Origin of the sequence: Nostoc sp. (genome assembly GCF_036919675.1) — a bacterium.
Lineage (GTDB): Bacteria > Cyanobacteriota > Cyanobacteriia > Cyanobacteriales > Nostocaceae > Nostoc.
The window spans coordinates 82,007-98,094 of the sequence record NZ_JBALCP010000091.1; the positions used below are offsets into that span (position 1 = coordinate 82,007).

Annotated in this window: 11 protein-coding genes and 1 pseudogene; 3 read left to right on the top strand and 9 right to left on the bottom strand. The window is 43.7% G+C overall.

Translation table 11 applies throughout. The features are described 5' to 3' along the window. Positions 1-359: 359 nt before the first annotated feature. Positions 360-3,002, bottom strand: a complete 2,643-nt coding sequence (locus V7K49_RS19540; RefSeq protein ID WP_335206961.1) for a M1 family metallopeptidase — start codon at positions 3,000-3,002, stop codon at positions 360-362. 534 nt (positions 3,003-3,536) lie between these two features. Here V7K49_RS19540 and V7K49_RS19545 point away from each other — a divergent pair. Then, positions 3,537-5,216 carry a DUF3352 domain-containing protein gene (locus V7K49_RS19545; RefSeq protein WP_335206963.1) on the top strand — a complete coding sequence of 560 codons (1,680 nt, stop codon included), beginning with the start codon at positions 3,537-3,539 and terminating at the stop codon, positions 5,214-5,216. A gap of 81 nt (positions 5,217-5,297) precedes the next feature. Here the strand turns inward: V7K49_RS19545 and mscL are convergent, their stop codons facing one another. After that, positions 5,298-5,729: a large conductance mechanosensitive channel protein MscL gene (mscL, locus tag V7K49_RS19550; RefSeq protein ID WP_334872166.1), complete on the bottom strand. Its 432-nt coding sequence runs from the start codon at positions 5,727-5,729 to the stop codon at positions 5,298-5,300. Between the two features lie 302 nt (positions 5,730-6,031). On the opposite strand from mscL, the gene V7K49_RS19555 reads away from it, so the two are divergent. Together V7K49_RS19555 and V7K49_RS19560 are read left to right on the top strand one after the other, a co-directional pair. Further along, positions 6,032-6,952 (top strand): class I SAM-dependent methyltransferase, encoded by a 921-nt coding sequence (locus tag V7K49_RS19555; protein WP_335206965.1) that lies wholly within the window; start codon positions 6,032-6,034, stop codon positions 6,950-6,952. Beyond that, positions 6,945-7,934: a PrsW family intramembrane metalloprotease gene (locus V7K49_RS19560; RefSeq protein WP_335206967.1), complete on the top strand. Its 990-nt coding sequence runs from the start codon at positions 6,945-6,947 to the stop codon at positions 7,932-7,934. The genes V7K49_RS19555 and V7K49_RS19560 overlap by 8 nt, the downstream gene beginning before the upstream one ends. Positions 7,935-8,159: 225 nt before the next feature. Here the strand turns inward: V7K49_RS19560 and V7K49_RS19565 are convergent, their stop codons facing one another. The 7 genes and pseudogenes from V7K49_RS19565 to V7K49_RS19595 form a co-directional block, all read right to left on the bottom strand. Next, positions 8,160-9,044: a 6-carboxytetrahydropterin synthase gene (locus tag V7K49_RS19565; RefSeq protein ID WP_335206968.1), complete on the bottom strand. Its 885-nt coding sequence runs from the start codon at positions 9,042-9,044 to the stop codon at positions 8,160-8,162. Positions 9,045-9,354: 310 nt separating this feature from the next. Next, positions 9,355-10,056 carry a J domain-containing protein gene (locus V7K49_RS19570; RefSeq protein ID WP_334721910.1) on the bottom strand — a complete coding sequence of 234 codons (702 nt, stop codon included), beginning with the start codon at positions 10,054-10,056 and terminating at the stop codon, positions 9,355-9,357. A 15-nt stretch (positions 10,057-10,071) separates the two neighbouring features. After that, entirely contained in the window at positions 10,072-11,034 is a 963-nt protein-coding gene (gene cysK / locus V7K49_RS19575; protein WP_334721911.1) for a cysteine synthase A, read from the bottom strand. A 426-nt stretch (positions 11,035-11,460) separates the two neighbouring features. Then, the gene (locus tag V7K49_RS19580) at positions 11,461-11,898 is read right to left on the bottom strand and encodes an RrF2 family transcriptional regulator (protein ID WP_335206970.1); all 438 of its coding nucleotides are present in this window, start codon (positions 11,896-11,898) and stop codon (positions 11,461-11,463) included. A 356-nt stretch (positions 11,899-12,254) separates the two neighbouring features. Further along, positions 12,255-13,976 (bottom strand): iron uptake porin, encoded by a 1,722-nt coding sequence (locus V7K49_RS19585; RefSeq protein ID WP_335206972.1) that lies wholly within the window; start codon positions 13,974-13,976, stop codon positions 12,255-12,257. Between the two features lie 610 nt (positions 13,977-14,586). Next, positions 14,587-14,868 (bottom strand): 4a-hydroxytetrahydrobiopterin dehydratase, encoded by a 282-nt coding sequence (locus V7K49_RS19590; RefSeq protein WP_334872178.1) that lies wholly within the window; start codon positions 14,866-14,868, stop codon positions 14,587-14,589. Positions 14,869-15,713: 845 nt separating this feature from the next. Further along, positions 15,714-16,088, bottom strand: a pseudogene (locus V7K49_RS19595) (photosystem II D2 protein (photosystem q(a) protein)); the annotation flags it as partial.

The following is a 16,088-nucleotide window of genomic DNA, read 5'->3' on the forward strand; positions in this document are numbered from 1 at the left end:
GAAGTTGATAAAATAGCACCATAGGTGACTGCTGTGACTGTAATTACAGCCCATTCAGAAGTTATTCCTAACAGAAACAGACTTTTCTTGACTAACCAGAGTAAGGGTATAGGGATTCAGTACTACTATCACTAATTTAGAGCGAGAAGGTTCCTGCTGACGCTCAATAAACCAGCAATCTATAAACTGCCCATCTATCTGTTCGCTTTCTTGCAGGACAAAATGTATACTTAGGTGGATGAATCAACCCGCGACTCATAATATAATTCTCATTTAGGATTGCTATAAATTTGATAATTGGTAGTGGTTTTGCCACAATTACCAATTACCAATTAGCTACTTTTAATTATCATGTAGTGCTATTTAGATTTGGCCTCCAAGTTTTCTAAACGGCTTCTTAATTCCTGGTTTTGTTGTTTGAGTTGGTCGAAATCTTCACGCAATTGACGCAGGGTTTTTTCTGAACCAATATTCTTTTGTACCTTAGAAATTTCTTCTTCAGCATAACGAAGTACACGCCCATCGACTGCTTGTTCAGCTAGCGATCGCAAAATCCTGACTGCTTTGGGTGTTTCCATTTGTCCTAATGCTGCTGCTACGGCCACTTGCGTTAAAAAGAAGGTTTCTTTGGCTAGTTCTGTTAATTTTTCTAAAATTCGTTCCAAATTAACCGGATTCTGACCTACAGAAATCTTTCCTAAAGCGCGAATTGTGGCTAAACGTAAAGGTTGGGGTACACCAAGTTTGGTGTATTCGATTAGCAGATTTAAGGCTGTTTCCGAAGTTTTGAATTCAGCTAAACCAGCAACTGCACCACTCCGCACGACTTCATTCCAACCTGCTTTCTCTTCTAAAACGCCTTTCAGCAGCTTTAATACCTTGTCTTCCTTGGGTTTTTCTTCCAAATTTGCAGATGCGATCGCCCCGATCACACGAGAGGCTGTTGCTTCCACGTAGTAGCTGGGATCGCCCTTTTGCAACAAGCTTTTCACAACTTTATAGCTTTCAGCAGTTTTGATTTGAGCAAGTGCTTCCACTACAGATCGTCGCACGTAAGCATTTTTATCTTTTAATCCAAGAACTAAGCCATCAAAGGCTTGGTCTAAATTAATTTGGGCTAGTTGTTTAGCCACTTCCACACGCACACCCCACAAGGGGTCATTTTTTAGCGCCGCAGATAGTGCTTTTGTCGCTTCTAACCCGCCTTTTTTCGCCAAAGCTTCTGCTGCATAGATGCGCGAAATCGGGTTGGGGTCAGATTCTAACTGGGCTTTTAACTCTGGTATTGGATACTCCAAAGCTACTGTTTTCAGGTAATTATTCCCAACATCAAAGCTGATAAATAGGGGCTTATTTTCTAGGGGAAAGTAGAAGCTTTGTTCACGTTCATTTACTCGCACTACAAAAGTTTTGAGTTGTGAGTTATGAGTTTGGAGTTGGGAATTATTTTTAACTCCTAACTCCTCACTTCTGACTTCTTCTTGTTGCGGATAGCCAAAACCAATAGGGATTTTTAAATCAAACAAATCCTTACTGCCATTTTTACCTTCAGCAGCTTGGGTTTGAGTTACCGTAATTTTTGCCAAATTAGCATCTCCATCCCAAGAGTAAGCTACTTTAAAATCGGGATGACCACCACGATAAACGTATTGGTCAAAGAGGAACAAAAGATTTCGTCCAGTAGCCTTTTCAATCGCCCTGAGTAAGTCTACTGTTTCTACAGTTTTATGGGCATTATCTTCGACAAATGTTTGGATAGCCTGCCAAAACAATTCATCTCCCAATTGAAACCGAATCATGTGATAAACACAAGACCCTTTTTCGTAAATGTGGCGATCGTAAAGTTCAATAGCTTCCCGGTAAACATGTGTTACCATTGGCCGGCGGTAGCGGCTGCTATCTTCACTAATGTAACGACGAGCTTCCAATAAACGATAGTAAGCTGCTTCTTCTAGACTATATTCCTGTTCTGTCCATATCACCTCAGAGTAAGAAGCCATTCCTTCCTTAATCCAAGCATGAGACCAATGTTTAATCACTACCAAATCACCAAACCACTGGTGCGCGAGTTCGTGGACGACTAAACTTTCGGTATTACGGTTATCTAAGGCGGCGCGTTCATCCAGCAAGCATCTATCTGTTAACAGGGTTGTGGAGGTGTTTTCCATCCCGCCAAAGATGAAGTCATCGACGCAAACCTGGGCATATTTCGGGAAAGCATAGGGATAGCCATACTTTTGGCTCAAAAATTCGATCATACGGGGAGTTTTGCCCATGCTGCGTTTAGCATCTTCCTCCCGTCCCTTTTCTACGTAGTAGGTGACTGGTTTACCCTTCCACTCATCCCGAATTTCGGCAAAATCACCTACTGCCAAAGTCATCAAGTAGGTAGGATGAACTTGTTGCTGTGACCAATGGTAGATTTTGTAATCACCATCTTCTGTAGTGTCAATCAGTTCGCCGTTGGAAATCGCAACCAGAGGGTTGGGAACACGGACGCGAATTTCTGAAGTAGACAATTGTCCTGGATAGTCAAAGCAGGGGAACCAAAAGCGAGAGTCTTCGTCTTCTCCCTGAGTCCAAACTTGAGTAGGCTTGTTTGGGTAGTGCTTGTCTGGTTGAATAAAATAAATACCGCGTTGCGGTTTTACCACCGAGTAGGCGATCGCAATCAGTAAGCGTTTACCAATCTGGGTCGCCTCAGAAAGTTGGATGGAAAGTTGTTCCCCCTGGTAGTCAAAATTTTGTGCCACCTCGTCCACCTGCACAGACTCGATATTCAGGTTGACAGCATCCAAAGTCAAACGGTCAATGCCATTACGGATTGGTAAGAGGCGAATGCTACAACTGCCCTGATAGCTTTGCTTAGGGATATCCAAGCTGAGATCGACAAAAATATGCTCTACCTGTCCGGGGCGATCGGGGTTGTAGTGTGGTCTTGCTCCCGGTAACTCAAAAGGTTTGTGTGCGTTATTATCTGTATCAAAATAAGACTTCGACATTGATCCTTACTGACCTTGTAATCCTGAAAAGTCTGCCTTGGCTGGATGTAATTAAGCAAAAAGCGGTGTCTGTATTTCCTAAATCAATTGAGGACTCCCCTTTGCGATTGGGGAATTGAAATTAATCTCACCCGAATTTCCGAACGTCGGCTGCCGATCCTTGGACTTTTTTCCATATCCCTCCCGCATATACTTTTCCTGATGTTTTGCACTTTTTTGTCATCGAGTCAAGAGTCTCTTACACCTCGATAGATTCTCATTAAGTACAAATACTCCTAATTATTCTTATAACTTAGGATAGCTTGCCTCTGTTGAACAGGCTATTTTGTTTGAAATGAACAGCATATCATTTGCGGATTCGCTCCTCATCCCATTGAAGTATTTTTGAGAGTAATTTTAGACCGCTAACTTATAGGACTACTAATTTTATCAGTAAATACCGATCAATGAGCGGAAATTATTAATAAATCCGAAAACTCTACAATGACACTTGTATAAATCTCGGTGACAATCTGAGCAAAAGAGGATAACAAAATGCCCGAAAGTAAATCAAAGCTTTTCATTCCTGCTATTGGCGCTGCTGTAGTTGTAGCTGGAAGTATAGCGGCTTATACGTATTTTAAAAGCCCATCAGGAGGTAGCTCAGATGCTCTAGGCAGTGCTAAAGTAGTACCTTCAACAGCGTTGATGGCAACTTATATTACTACTGACTCTCAAGGTTGGGCAAAGTTACAGCAGTTTGGCACTCCAGAAGCACAAAAGTTAGTGGCAAAAAGTCTGGAAGATTTCAATAAGCAAATATTCAGTGGCAGTAACGTTTCTTATGAAAAAGACATAAAGCCTTGGGCTGGTAATGTAATGATTGCTGTACTGCCACCAAATCCTGTGAAACCGGCACAGTTAAACGTGCCCTCTGGGGCACCTAATGTACCAACAAATCTACAGCAGGAAGCGAATATCCTGATGGTGGTGGGAATCAAGGATAAACTCAGTGCCTTGAATTTTGCTAATAAATTGAAGTCACAAAAAGGGGTAAAATTCCAGGAATCTGACTACCAAGGTCAAAAAATTATCGAAACTAGAGAAAATGGCAAGCCGACATATAGCGTAGTTTTAAATAATAGTCACTTGGTATTAGCCCTCCAAAAGCAAGCTGTAGAAAAAGCAATTGACACCTTTAAGGGACAGTCTTCTTTTGCCAGTAAAGAAGGTGCCAGCACCATTCTCAACAAAGGAGTGAATGTCAAAAACAGCCTTGCCCAAATTTATGTCCCAGACTATGCAGGGATGGTACAGCAATTAGCTGCCGCAAGTCCGCAGGCAAAGCAGTTACCTCCACAAGCCTTGGCGCAACTGAAGCAGATAAAATCTGTGGTGGCGGGTGTTGGTGTTGATGATGCGGGAGTGCGGGTAAAAGCGATCGCCAATTTAGATCCGCAACTAAATAAATTTCAGTATCAATCAAGTCCGGGAAATATAGTGGGGCAATTTCCCACTGATACCTTTGCTCTGGTTAGCGGAAACGGCATCAGCCGTAGCTGGGAAACGCTAGTAGAACAGTCAAAAGATTATCCAGAAATGAAGCAAGCTTTGGAACAAGTGCGAGGACAACTGAAATTTGTCAATATTGACCTGGATAAGGATATTTTTAGTTGGATGAATGGGGAATTCGCCTTTGGTGCGATTCCATCTAATCAAGGGGTGTTAGCAAATGTTGGTTTTGGAGGTGCTTTAGTATTTGACACTAGCGATCGCAAAACTGCCGAAGCCACCTTGACGAAATTGGATACCCTCGCCAAAACCCAACAAATCAACGTCGCCAACAGAAATATCGGTGGTAAAGACGTAACTGAATGGCAAATTCCCCGACAGGGAGCTTTATTGGCACATGGTTGGCTGGATCAAGATACTGTATTTGTAGCTCTTGGTGGCCCAATTGCTGACGCAGTTGCCGATCGCAAGAATCTATCTCTCGACAATGGCGATGTCTTCAAAGCCGTTACTGGTTCTTTGCAAAGACCCAACGGTGGCTATTTATACCTGGATATGGATAAAACTAAAACTGTGCCCCTGATCAATAGTTTTGTATCGTCTAACGCCGATACCATCACCATCCTGAATTCGATTCGTGGTATTGGTTTTACCGCTATTAGTCCTGATAAATCTACTAGTGAATTAGAAATGTTGTTAGCTCTCAAGCCTACTGCAAAGTAGGGCATTGGGCATGGGGCATTAGGTATTGGGTATTGATTATTCTCCCCTGCTTCCCTGCTCCCTCATCCCTCGAATCCCCGCTTACAAAACTTGATTATTCCGAGTTTCCAAGGTTTGGTTGAGTCTATCCAACGCGCCAGTCAATCTTTCTTGGGCTACAAGGTTAGGATCTGGCAAGGGTTCATCGGCGACTTCTTCTTGTCTCTTGAATTTTTGTAAGGCTCGAATTGCTACAAATAAAACTAAGGCAATGATTACAAAGTCAACTATTGCGCCAAGAAACTCACCAATCTTTATTCCTGGACTAATGGTGATTGTTCTCCAGTCTTTGGCAGTAAAACTAACCAAGGGATTAATCAATGGCATGATCACATCTTCAACAAAGGAAGTAACAATCTTGCCAAAAGCACTACCAATGATCACAGCGATCGCCAAGTCAACTACATTGCCTTTAAGGGCAAAATCTTGAAAATCTTTTAAAAAGCCACTTGCTCTTCTTCTTCCTCTGGCCATATTTGACTCCAATAAGCTTAACTTACTGTTATAAATGGCACTCAGCTTTTTGCTATCCCTGTTGAGACAAATGTTGCTAAGTATCAAAATTTTACCAGTCTTGAATAAAATTCCAAAATGTAAACCAGCCTAATTCTCATTTTCTCAGAACTTTGCTGCTCTCCAAATGTCAACCTTCTATAATATTTGTTGCTTGGGCAAGCCAAAGGAGGCAGACTGCCGTTATACAATTCAATTCATTTCTAGACTGACATCCAGCAAGTATGTCATAAGTAAAAAAGCTGTTGAACGCGAATTAATTTATGACCGCTGCTGTAAATACTACTCCCGGCTTCGCTTCCCGCTTGGTAAATGGGGTACTGGCAATCAAGCCTTTAGCTAACCTAGCCAAGCATCAAGCTAGACAAATGATGATTAAACGTGCCGAAAGAATTGGTGTGCCTTGGACGCAAGAAGTCGAGACACTACAGGCGCGTGATTGGAAGGCTGATCTAGCTCAAGTAGAAAATCCTCAGCTTTCCTACCCAGAATACTACTTGCGGCCATTCCATGCCTACGAAGGTGGCGACCTCAGTTGGAAAGCCGCTTGGGAGCTAGAAGTTGCTGCTCGTACTGTCCATGCCGGAATTTGGCAGGATGCTGGAGCCGAAGGAGATGCTAAACTGCGCCAAAGTTACCACGATATCCTCAAAGCGCAAATCCCCAATCAACCCCAAGATATCCTAGACTTGGCGTGTGCTGTAGGTTTGAGTACCTTTGCCATGCAAGAAATTTATCCCCATGCCAAAATCACAGGCTTGGACTTATCTCCCTACTTCTTAGCCGTTGCCAATTACCGCGCCCAACAACGTCAAGCTAAAATTAATTGGCTTCATGCCCAAGCTGAATCTACTGGGCTACCAGATGCCTCATTTGATTTAGTCTCAATTTTCTTGATGTGCCACGAATTACCCCAGTCAGCAACCCGACAAATTTTTGCTGAAATGCGGCGCGTGCTGCGTCCAGGTGGCTACTTGGCAATCATGGACATGAATCCCAAATCTGAAGTTTACAAGAAAATGCCAGCCTACATTTTGACGTTGCTCAAAAGTACTGAACCGTATTTAGATGAATATTTTGCTTTGGACATTGAGCAAGCTATTGTTGAGGCGGGTTTCCAAACTCCCACTATCACCAACAATACCCACCGTCACCGTACAGCGATCGCTCAGGTGAGTGGTTGATTTTTCTCTACTGCTGTGGGCAGCGATACCACCGTTGCTGCTGCTAGGCTACTACTATTGTCGGGTGCCATTTACCCCACCTCTGTCAAGGTTGCTGATGTTCTTTATCATCGGGGCAATATCTGGTATCTTAGCCCTTAGCCTCGAATGGATTTTTGAAATTGTAGCCAACAAGGTTGGGGACTGGCATCAGATTAAGCAATGTCTCTTGACAAGCCGTTGCGCGTCTACGCTTTTTGGTATAGCCTTGCGGCAGCTCGTGGAAGTAGGCCCAATTGAAGAAGGCTGCAAGTTAGTAGCGGTTGTTGTCCCAACCTGCTATCTACAACGCAGGTATCGATTACTTCCCTCTACCGTTTTCCTCTTCACTGTAGCAGTTGCCCTTGGATTCACTGCCGAAGAGAATTGGATTTACCTTTTCCACGATACCGCATCAATTCTTGACCGGACTATAGGTACACCAGTCCACGCCATGTTCTCTGCGCCTTGGGGATATGCCTTAGGAATCTATATTTCCTCCCACACTCGCTTAAATCGAGACAAAAAGTTCATTTTTCGGGCTTGGCTAAATTCTGTAATCTGTCATGCCCTAGTTAATGTCCTATCTAGTGCTTGGCGTTACTCACTACCCCTGCGTTTCCTTAGCTATGGTTTATTTCCATTTCTATTGTGGATGTTTTGGCGACTGGAACAATTACTGCGAAAAGTGCAAGGTAAACCTGTAATTATCCTGATTTCAGACCGTATACCCCAGCGCCGTTACTGGCAGAGGAGTTTAGTGCTGTTTGCCCTCGTGCTAGGTGGAAATGCTATTTTTGGGCTGTTTCTCTTAGCCAGGATTCTAAGTCCCTTGAGTCCGTCAAAGCTTTTTGATGCTGATATTTTGTGGTTTATATTTAGTCGCTTTTTACTAAATCTCTTTTTTGGAGTTTTAGCCTGGGGCATTTATCGCTATTTGCGACATTCCGCCCGGCGACGGTAATTTTAAAATATGATTTAGGAAAATGCTAGGGGGTTTCTATGCAAACAACTCCAGTGCCTTGGACGACTGCTTACCTAGAGCTATTTGCTGGCGATTCTCGTTCCGAGACACTTCGTGAACGCAGAAATGTTTAGTAAGTAAACTGTTCTAATTTTAGATTCTTTTCGTTTATAGGGCATTAGGCATGGAGATGATATAAACTCCCTATGTCCTATGCCTGGATTTTCAATTAGCTAAACCCGTGCGTGCTAATACTGGCTGATTCACGGCTGCGCTAACTGAATCTGATTCTGACTCTGTACAGTAGATTTCGCAGGAGTTATTGGGACTTTCAATCAGTTTCACTTTGTAAAGTTTAGCTCCCAATTCCTGAATAGGCGATCGCAGTAAATTACTAATGTAAAGTGCGATATTCTCAGCAGTGGGCACGACTTCGGCAAAGTAGGGAATGTCTTTGTTTAAAAAGGTGTGATCGAATGGCTCCACTACATAATCTTCTATTACTTGGTTCAATGCCCCTAAATCGATAATCATGCCGGTGCGTGGGTCAATTTTTCCTTTGACAGTAACTTCTAGATGATAGTTGTGTCCATGACCGTGGGGACGAGCGCACTTACCATAAATCTCAGTGTTTTCTTCGTTACTAAGGTTAGGGTGAGCTAGCCGATGGGCGGCGCTAAAGTGAGTACTGATGGTGAGGTAGGCTTCCATTGCGTTTCCCATATAATCTGCCCAAAGTTCAGGATGTTCAAACAACTGCACACGGACTAAAGGCAAGTGGGGTGCTAGTCGCTGCCAGATAATTCGTGCAATATTCTCAGTGGTGGGCAGAGTTTGTTGAAATTCTGCCCACACATCGTTGAGATAAGAGAAGTCCAATTGACTGGTAACTTCCCGTTTAATTACGTGTTTTACATTAGACAAGTTCAGTACCATGCCATATTCATTCAATTCCCCGGCTAGGGAGATGAATAAGACATAGTTATGCCCGTGTCCCGGAAATCTAGAGCAAGCACCAAATTTCTCAATATTCTCGGCTTCACTCAGTTCTGGCAACCAATAACGATGACTTGCCGAAAACTGGCCGCGACGATTAACAATACATTGCATGAGTACACTAGGAGCAGAATTTAAAATTTCTTAATCTTTTTCTGTTTCCAGCATAAACTAATTCCTAAGTTCTGTGTCATTTGTCATCCAGCGAAATTGACCCATGCCCAATGCCCAATACAACTCTTGGAGAGGCTGCGCCCTAAGCGTAGCTATGCCGCAGGCTTTACGACACCAGCTCCATCGAGCGAAGTCGAGATGCTCAGTACAAGTGCCCAATGCCCAATGACGCCACTTGCTTCTCCTGTCGGAGACACTGCGCGAACAACCGGGGTAACCCCGGCAACGCAGTGGCTCCCCAATGTAATGACTATGTAACAGACGCTTGCGCTTCACAGTGTAATCCCGTAGCTATGCGGAATAGTTCTTGACCTGTGTGTAAATAACGCTCATCGTAGTTCAAAGGAAAGTAACCCAACTCTTCGAGTCCATCTGCTACTTGATCGAGAGTGTAATAGAGGTGAGCCGCTGTTCTTGCTAGACTAGGCGGATTCGGCAGGGAGCGAAAAGTAATTTGTGCCTGCTTCAAGTCATCTCGACAGGTTTTTAAATATTCCTGAAATTCATCTAACAACTCATCATCAAAGGGATCAGCGGCTAATTGATCCATTTGTTCTTCTAACGAATAAAGAATAGTACAAAGCAAGCGATTTACTGGTTGGTAAACTTGGCGCAGCCATTCCTCTACTTGCTCGTCAACATCGCGTCCTGTTTTTCGTCTTGTCTGGTAATGCTTTTGCGCTGATGCTGTCCGCTGTAGGCGATCGCTATTTAATTTTTGGGAGTCATCTTGCAGTTGTTGGTCATAATTACGGCGATTTTGGTTATCGCCTAAGACCTCATAGGCTGCATTGATGCGGATAATCTGCTCGTGATCGGCTGTTTCCTGATTACTGTCAGGATGAAACAACTTAACCAAGCGGCGATAAGCTTGCTTAATGTCCGCTTGGCTGGCACTTGGACTAACTTTGAGAGTTTCGTAATGGTTAGAAACGTGCTTAGAATTGACCATTAATTCAATTTATCGTTAACTGACGCTAGCGGCTAATCTTGCCTCCAGGTCTTGGAACAACGGTGTACTCAAATACCTCTCACCAAAACTGGGCTGAATCATCACAATTAAACGTCCCTTATTTTCTTGACGTTGGGCAACGCGAATTGCTGCACATAAAGCGGCTCCACTGGAAATACCAGATAGTAGCCCTTCTTCTTTTGCCAAACGCCGACTATAAGCGATCGCTTCTTCATCGGTGACAGTAATCACTTCATCAATCAATTTTATCTTTAGCACTTGGGGAATAAACCCAGCGCCAATTCCTTGGATTTTGTGTGGCCCTGGCCGTCCCCCAGATAAAACTGGGCTATTAGCTGGTTCAACTGCGATCGCTTTAGAACTAGGCTTGCGTGCTTTAATCACTTCTGCTACACCACTGATCGTACCACCTGTGCCGACCCCTGCCACGATCATATCTACTTGTCCATCGGTATCTTCCCAGATTTCCTCTGCTGTGGTTTCCCGATGCACTTTTGCATTGGCTGGATTGCGGAACTGCTGCAACATATAGGTATTTGGTGTAGTATTAACCATTTGCTGCGCTCGCCCAATTGCCCCACTCATGCCTTCCATTCCTGGTGTTAGTTCCAGTTCTGCTCCATAGGCCCGTAACATTGCCCGACGCTCCCCACTCATCGTCTCTGGCATTGTCAAAATTAATCGATAACCCTTGGCTGCTGCTGCCATTGCTAGGGCAATTCCTGTGTTTCCAGAGGTGGGTTCTACCAATACTGTCTTCCCAGGAGTAATCAGCCCCTCTTCCTCGGCGGCGTTAATCATACTCACCCCAATCCGGTCTTTGACTGATGCCGATGGGTTCATACTTTCCAGTTTCACTACAATTTCAGCAACACATCCTTCTGTTTGGGGAATGCGGTTTAACTGCACTAGGGGTGTACGACCAACCAGTTCTGTAATGTTACGAGCTATTCGCATAATTTAGTCCTTAGTTATTAGTTATTACTTATTAAGTTAAGTGGGTATGAATAATTAAAGGTTTGTTGGGAGTTAGCGCGGTCTTCTCACATTGGGAGAGGCTAGCGCCTGCCGTAGGATGCCCGAACGCAAGAGCGTCTCCTGTTTTGAGAAGGGCTGTAGGGAGTTTCCCCCATGAACAACTAACGATAGCGCAGCGTAAAGCCTGCGGCATGGCAACTCTTAAAGACGCTACGCGTAGCAAGAGCGTCTCCCAATGTGATAAGGGGAAGCGGCTCCAGCCCTATTTTCTAGGGAGAGAGCCGCTTCCTGCGAGCTAATTTAATTATATTTACATTGCGTAACATAGGTTGATTTATTCTTGCCTACTTACTTAGTTATTAGTCAAGAGTTAAAAGTCATCAACAAATGACTTTTAACTCTTGACTAAATGTAATACATGATATCCAACTGCCGCCGGGAATCTCGTTTTTCACAAAGATCCTGGAGCGTATATTTTTGCAACACTGAATTTGCCGCGCGACTTGCTTCTTGCCAAATTTCTTCTATAACCGAACTGTCTAGCGTTTTGAGATTAACGTTTTCTTCACAAGTCCGCGCCTCTAACCCTTCTAAACATTCCAAAATCTCAAAAAGGATGATTTTTCGAGGTTCTCGCGTTAACAGATAGCCACCTTTTGATCCACGCTGACTCTTGACTATACCCCCACGCCTCAAGGTTGCTAGTAGCTGTTCCAGATAGCGATCGGGTATGTTTTGTTGTGCTGCAATATGTCGAATTTGCAGTGGTTCGCCGCTTTCGTAATGAGCGGCCATCTCTAATAAGGCTAGAATTGCGTATTCAGATTTACACGATAGTTCCACAAGCAGCAATAAGTTAGGGTTAGGAGTTAGGAGTCATTCAATTTTGATTTTAGATTGAAGGAAAAATCTAAAATCCAAGTTGCGCTGGAAGCGCACCAAAGGTGCGACCAAAATCTAAAATTGGCAGAGTTAGGATATTAGGCAACATGTAACCGCCAACCTTTATTAGAAAAGTTCGCTCAGAAAAAGTTACTCACGCCGTAAGTTAGAACTTTTTAATTCTTAACTCACAGCTCTTAACCTTTTTAGTATACTCCGGTTACCTACTGGGGTTTATTGCTGCTACCGACAACAAAAAGCCCCGCCTGATGGCGGGGATCAATAGATTTCAAAATTGTCAGTGGATAGTCAGCACTCTAGAAGCTGAAAGTTGTTCTGAGTGTACCGATAAACGCATTATCGTTATCGCTGTTTTGACCAGGAGAGGTCAACCAGATTACACCAGGGGTAACTGAGACATTATCTGACACGCGATACTTGTAGAAGCCTTCAAAGTGATAGGGTTTATCATTACCAACAAAACCTGGTCGGTTAAAGGAATAGGGTTCGACACCAGCAAAAAGACCTAAAACGTTACCTTTTTTACCGAAATCAGGTAAGGCTAGCCCAACACCATAGCTCCAAGCGTCAAAATCATCATTTGCACCAAAGCCGGTGATATTGTGGTAAGAGACGAAGCCACTAATTGACAGTTTGTCGCTGGGCCTAAAGGCAGCCTCGACACCATAAGAATTACTTGAAGATGCATTTGTAGTACTTAGAACGTTAGCTTGTCCAGTACCTACTTGAATATCTCCAAAAGTTCCATCTGACGTGGAACCTGAGTTGAACAAGAAACCACCTGCGCCACTATACCCGTGAACATAAGTAGCAGCTAAAGCCAAGCGATTACCAACACTAAAGTTCAACTGTCCTAAAGCAGCATAATCACCGTCGGTCAGACCTGAACCAAGACCAGGATTATTAGCTTCCGATGCCAAGTAACCCGCAGTGATTGAGCTATTTCCCAGGATGCCGCCACCTTTACCCAGGGGTAGATTGAGTGCTATACCTGCACCGCCACCAATCCGATAGATGGGACTTTCAGAAGCAAAGGTAGACAAAGCACCATTACCGCCGTCAGTAGTATCAAAAAAGTAAGGGTTGTTGACAGCGGCATAATGGCTATGCCGTCCGCCACTAGCTGCAATGTAAACTTGGGCTGGCCCTATGGGAGCTTCATAGGTCAAGCGGTCTATCTTCACACTGTTATTACCAGTGCCACTGACTTCAAACGTTTGTGTGCCTTCAGCAGTGTTGATCGGATTACCAGCGTTATCCCTTAGTGAAAAGGCTTGTGCATTACCAGCAGCGAGACGAGTATGTAAAACGTCTCTACCTGTGAAGCTGGTTTGCAAGTCTAAACGTACCCGATCTTGGAAGACGGCCTTGTTGTTGTCACCAGTTTTACCTCCAAAGGCATCACTAACTGCAAAAACGGCTTCACCGACTAATTTTGTGGTAGTGGAGAACTGATTAGCTTCTAATTCAGCAGTTCGCGCTTCTAAGGAATCGACACGACCACGTAGGGTTGCCAATTCTGCGGAAAATTCTTCTTGCAACCGTTGCAAAGTCGCTAAATCTTGTTTGGTCACCAAGTCAGCTGTTGCTGTGGCAATCAATTCGTTAACCCGATCCAAGCAGGCATTCAAACCAGCGGCAAATTCATAACGGGTCAAAGCACGGTTACCGCGATAAGTAGAATTTGGGTAACCTGCAATACAACCATAGCGCTCAACCAAGGACTGCAATGCTTGGAATGCCCAGTCGGTGGGTTGTACGTCGGAAAATTGAGAAACCGATGTTACTTGAGACTGAGAGTTATTTTGGTTGCCTTCATTGCTGTAGCGATTAACTTGATCTATGGTTGTTTGAGCCAATATTTCTGGCTGCTGGGCAACTTCCGTTACAGCCGGTTGTTTGGCTGGTGATACTTTAGTGGTTGTGGTTGGAGCCGCAATTGCTGTTGTCGAAACTAACAATGTTGCTCCCAAAACTGCTGGGCTAACCACTAAGGATTTCCACAAGAGATTAGACATCTTTTCTTTACTCCTCACACCTTGTTTAGATAATTGTATTCGTTGCACTTAAAATCTCAAAAATGTGACATATCATTGAAACCTGTGCATGAGGCATAGTTGCCACTACTACAATTTTAGTTTTTGCAAAGCTAATAAACGATTAACTTGGGGTTAAAAACTTATGTAATTAACTTATGCAAAAACATATGTTTATATCATAACATTATAAAACATCTGATCTAGATGGCAAGATTGGAGTGATCGGCTTAATAACTGTCACACATACTTATCTAAATATCTAGGTAGGGAGTAGGGTTTAGGGCATTTGCTCCCTACTTGGCTAAATTGCTCAAAGCTTTAGACACTTAGCAGCTTGTCAGCAAAAATAACTTCTTGTACTTAGCCCTAGTAGAAATAGAACACCAGTTAAAACACACTGGCTTGGCTATACAAACAAAGTTTGCTTGTCTGGTATTGTGATCACAAACACCAGCTTAGGAATCAAGGGTTTTGAAACCTGCGCCCTCGAAAGGCAAAACCCATAGTTACACTTTTAAAGCTTGCTAAACGCTGAGTCTGGCGTCGCCGTGACTTCCAGTTTTCTAGTGTAAGATATCAGAAAAATCACTTAGTTGATTTGGGAAATCGCCCGCGCTACATCAAAGTCTGTCTGCGTCAGCCCGCCTGCATCATGTGTTGTCAGGATAATCTTCACTTTGTTGTAGGAAATTTCTATATCTGGATGATGTCCTGCTGACTCAGCCGGCTCCACCAGCTTATTGACAAACTCAATTGCTTGGATAAAATCCTTGAATCTGCGAGTAGTCTGCAATTTGGAGTCTTCAACAGTCCAACCTGACAAAACCTTTGCATTTTCTTGAATTTCCGCCTCGGTGAGTAGTTGTGCCATATCAAAAAATTCCTATATACCTATATATCTGTTACATGCATCTTATGAAGGCAAACCCTTTTATTCTCCACACAGAAGGTATGGGAGGATAAACTAGGGCATAATGCGTGTATGTATATTTAAATCAAACTTAGTAGATAGACGCTATTACTCACATCTGATTAGTTGCCAAGGTTTGAGCCAAAATATTTTTCTTTTTAAGAAAACTTAAACGCGTTGGCTTTGCCCATACTTCGGCATGGTTTGACTGCGGCTCCATCGAGCGAAGCCGAGATGCTCACCAGCCGCTCAGTGACCACCGCAGGCATCGCCATCTAAGTTTTCAAAAGCAACCTTTGATAAAACAAAAATCACCCATAAAAAACTATCCGCTCTGATTTAGATCAGGTGATCTAAGTCAGAGCGGTCTAGCGGGTCTTCAGGTTGCAACCAGACTGCCGGAAGGAACTCCGAGCTTGCCTAGCTACTTGAGCTAACTTAGTATCTCAGGATGACTAAGGCTAACTTTTAGAGAACAGCCCCGGCACACAGCCGGCTAACTGCAACCTGATGACCCATGCATTTACTACTTTCTATCATGGGCATCACCTCCTTGTTGCCTAAGCGGTCTTAGTCTCAAAAGGGCAGAGCATCTGCTCCGGGTTTATAACCTTCATCTAATATAACACATAAATTTAGAGATATTAACCATATATAAAAAAATCCCCCACCAATAAGCGGGAGATGACTGGAGAATGGGGAATATTGACACATTCTTGGCTTATGCCAAGGAGATTATTTAATCTGGGTGGTGTCAATTCTTGGCAACCACAATTCTTATTCAGATCATGGTCGGCTTTTAATACTTAGAGAGCGTTACCGCGAGGTAGAACTTCCTCAGGGAATACAAATTGTTCGTGGGGTTGATCTTGAGGAGCCATCCAAGCGCGGATACCCTCATTCAGCAAAATATTTTTGGTATAGAAGGTTTCAAACTCCGGGTCTTCCGCCGCCCGTAATTCTTGGGAAACGAAATCATAAGCCCGTAAGTTGAGGGCTAAACCGACGATGCCGACGGCGCTCATCCACAAGCCTGTGACTGGCACGAACAACATGAAGAAGTGCAACCAGCGCTTGTTAGAGAAAGCAATCCCGAAAATCTGTGACCAGAAACGGTTTGCCGTCACCATTGAGTAGGTTTCTTCCGACTGGGTTGGATTGAAAGCGCGGAAGGTGTTAGC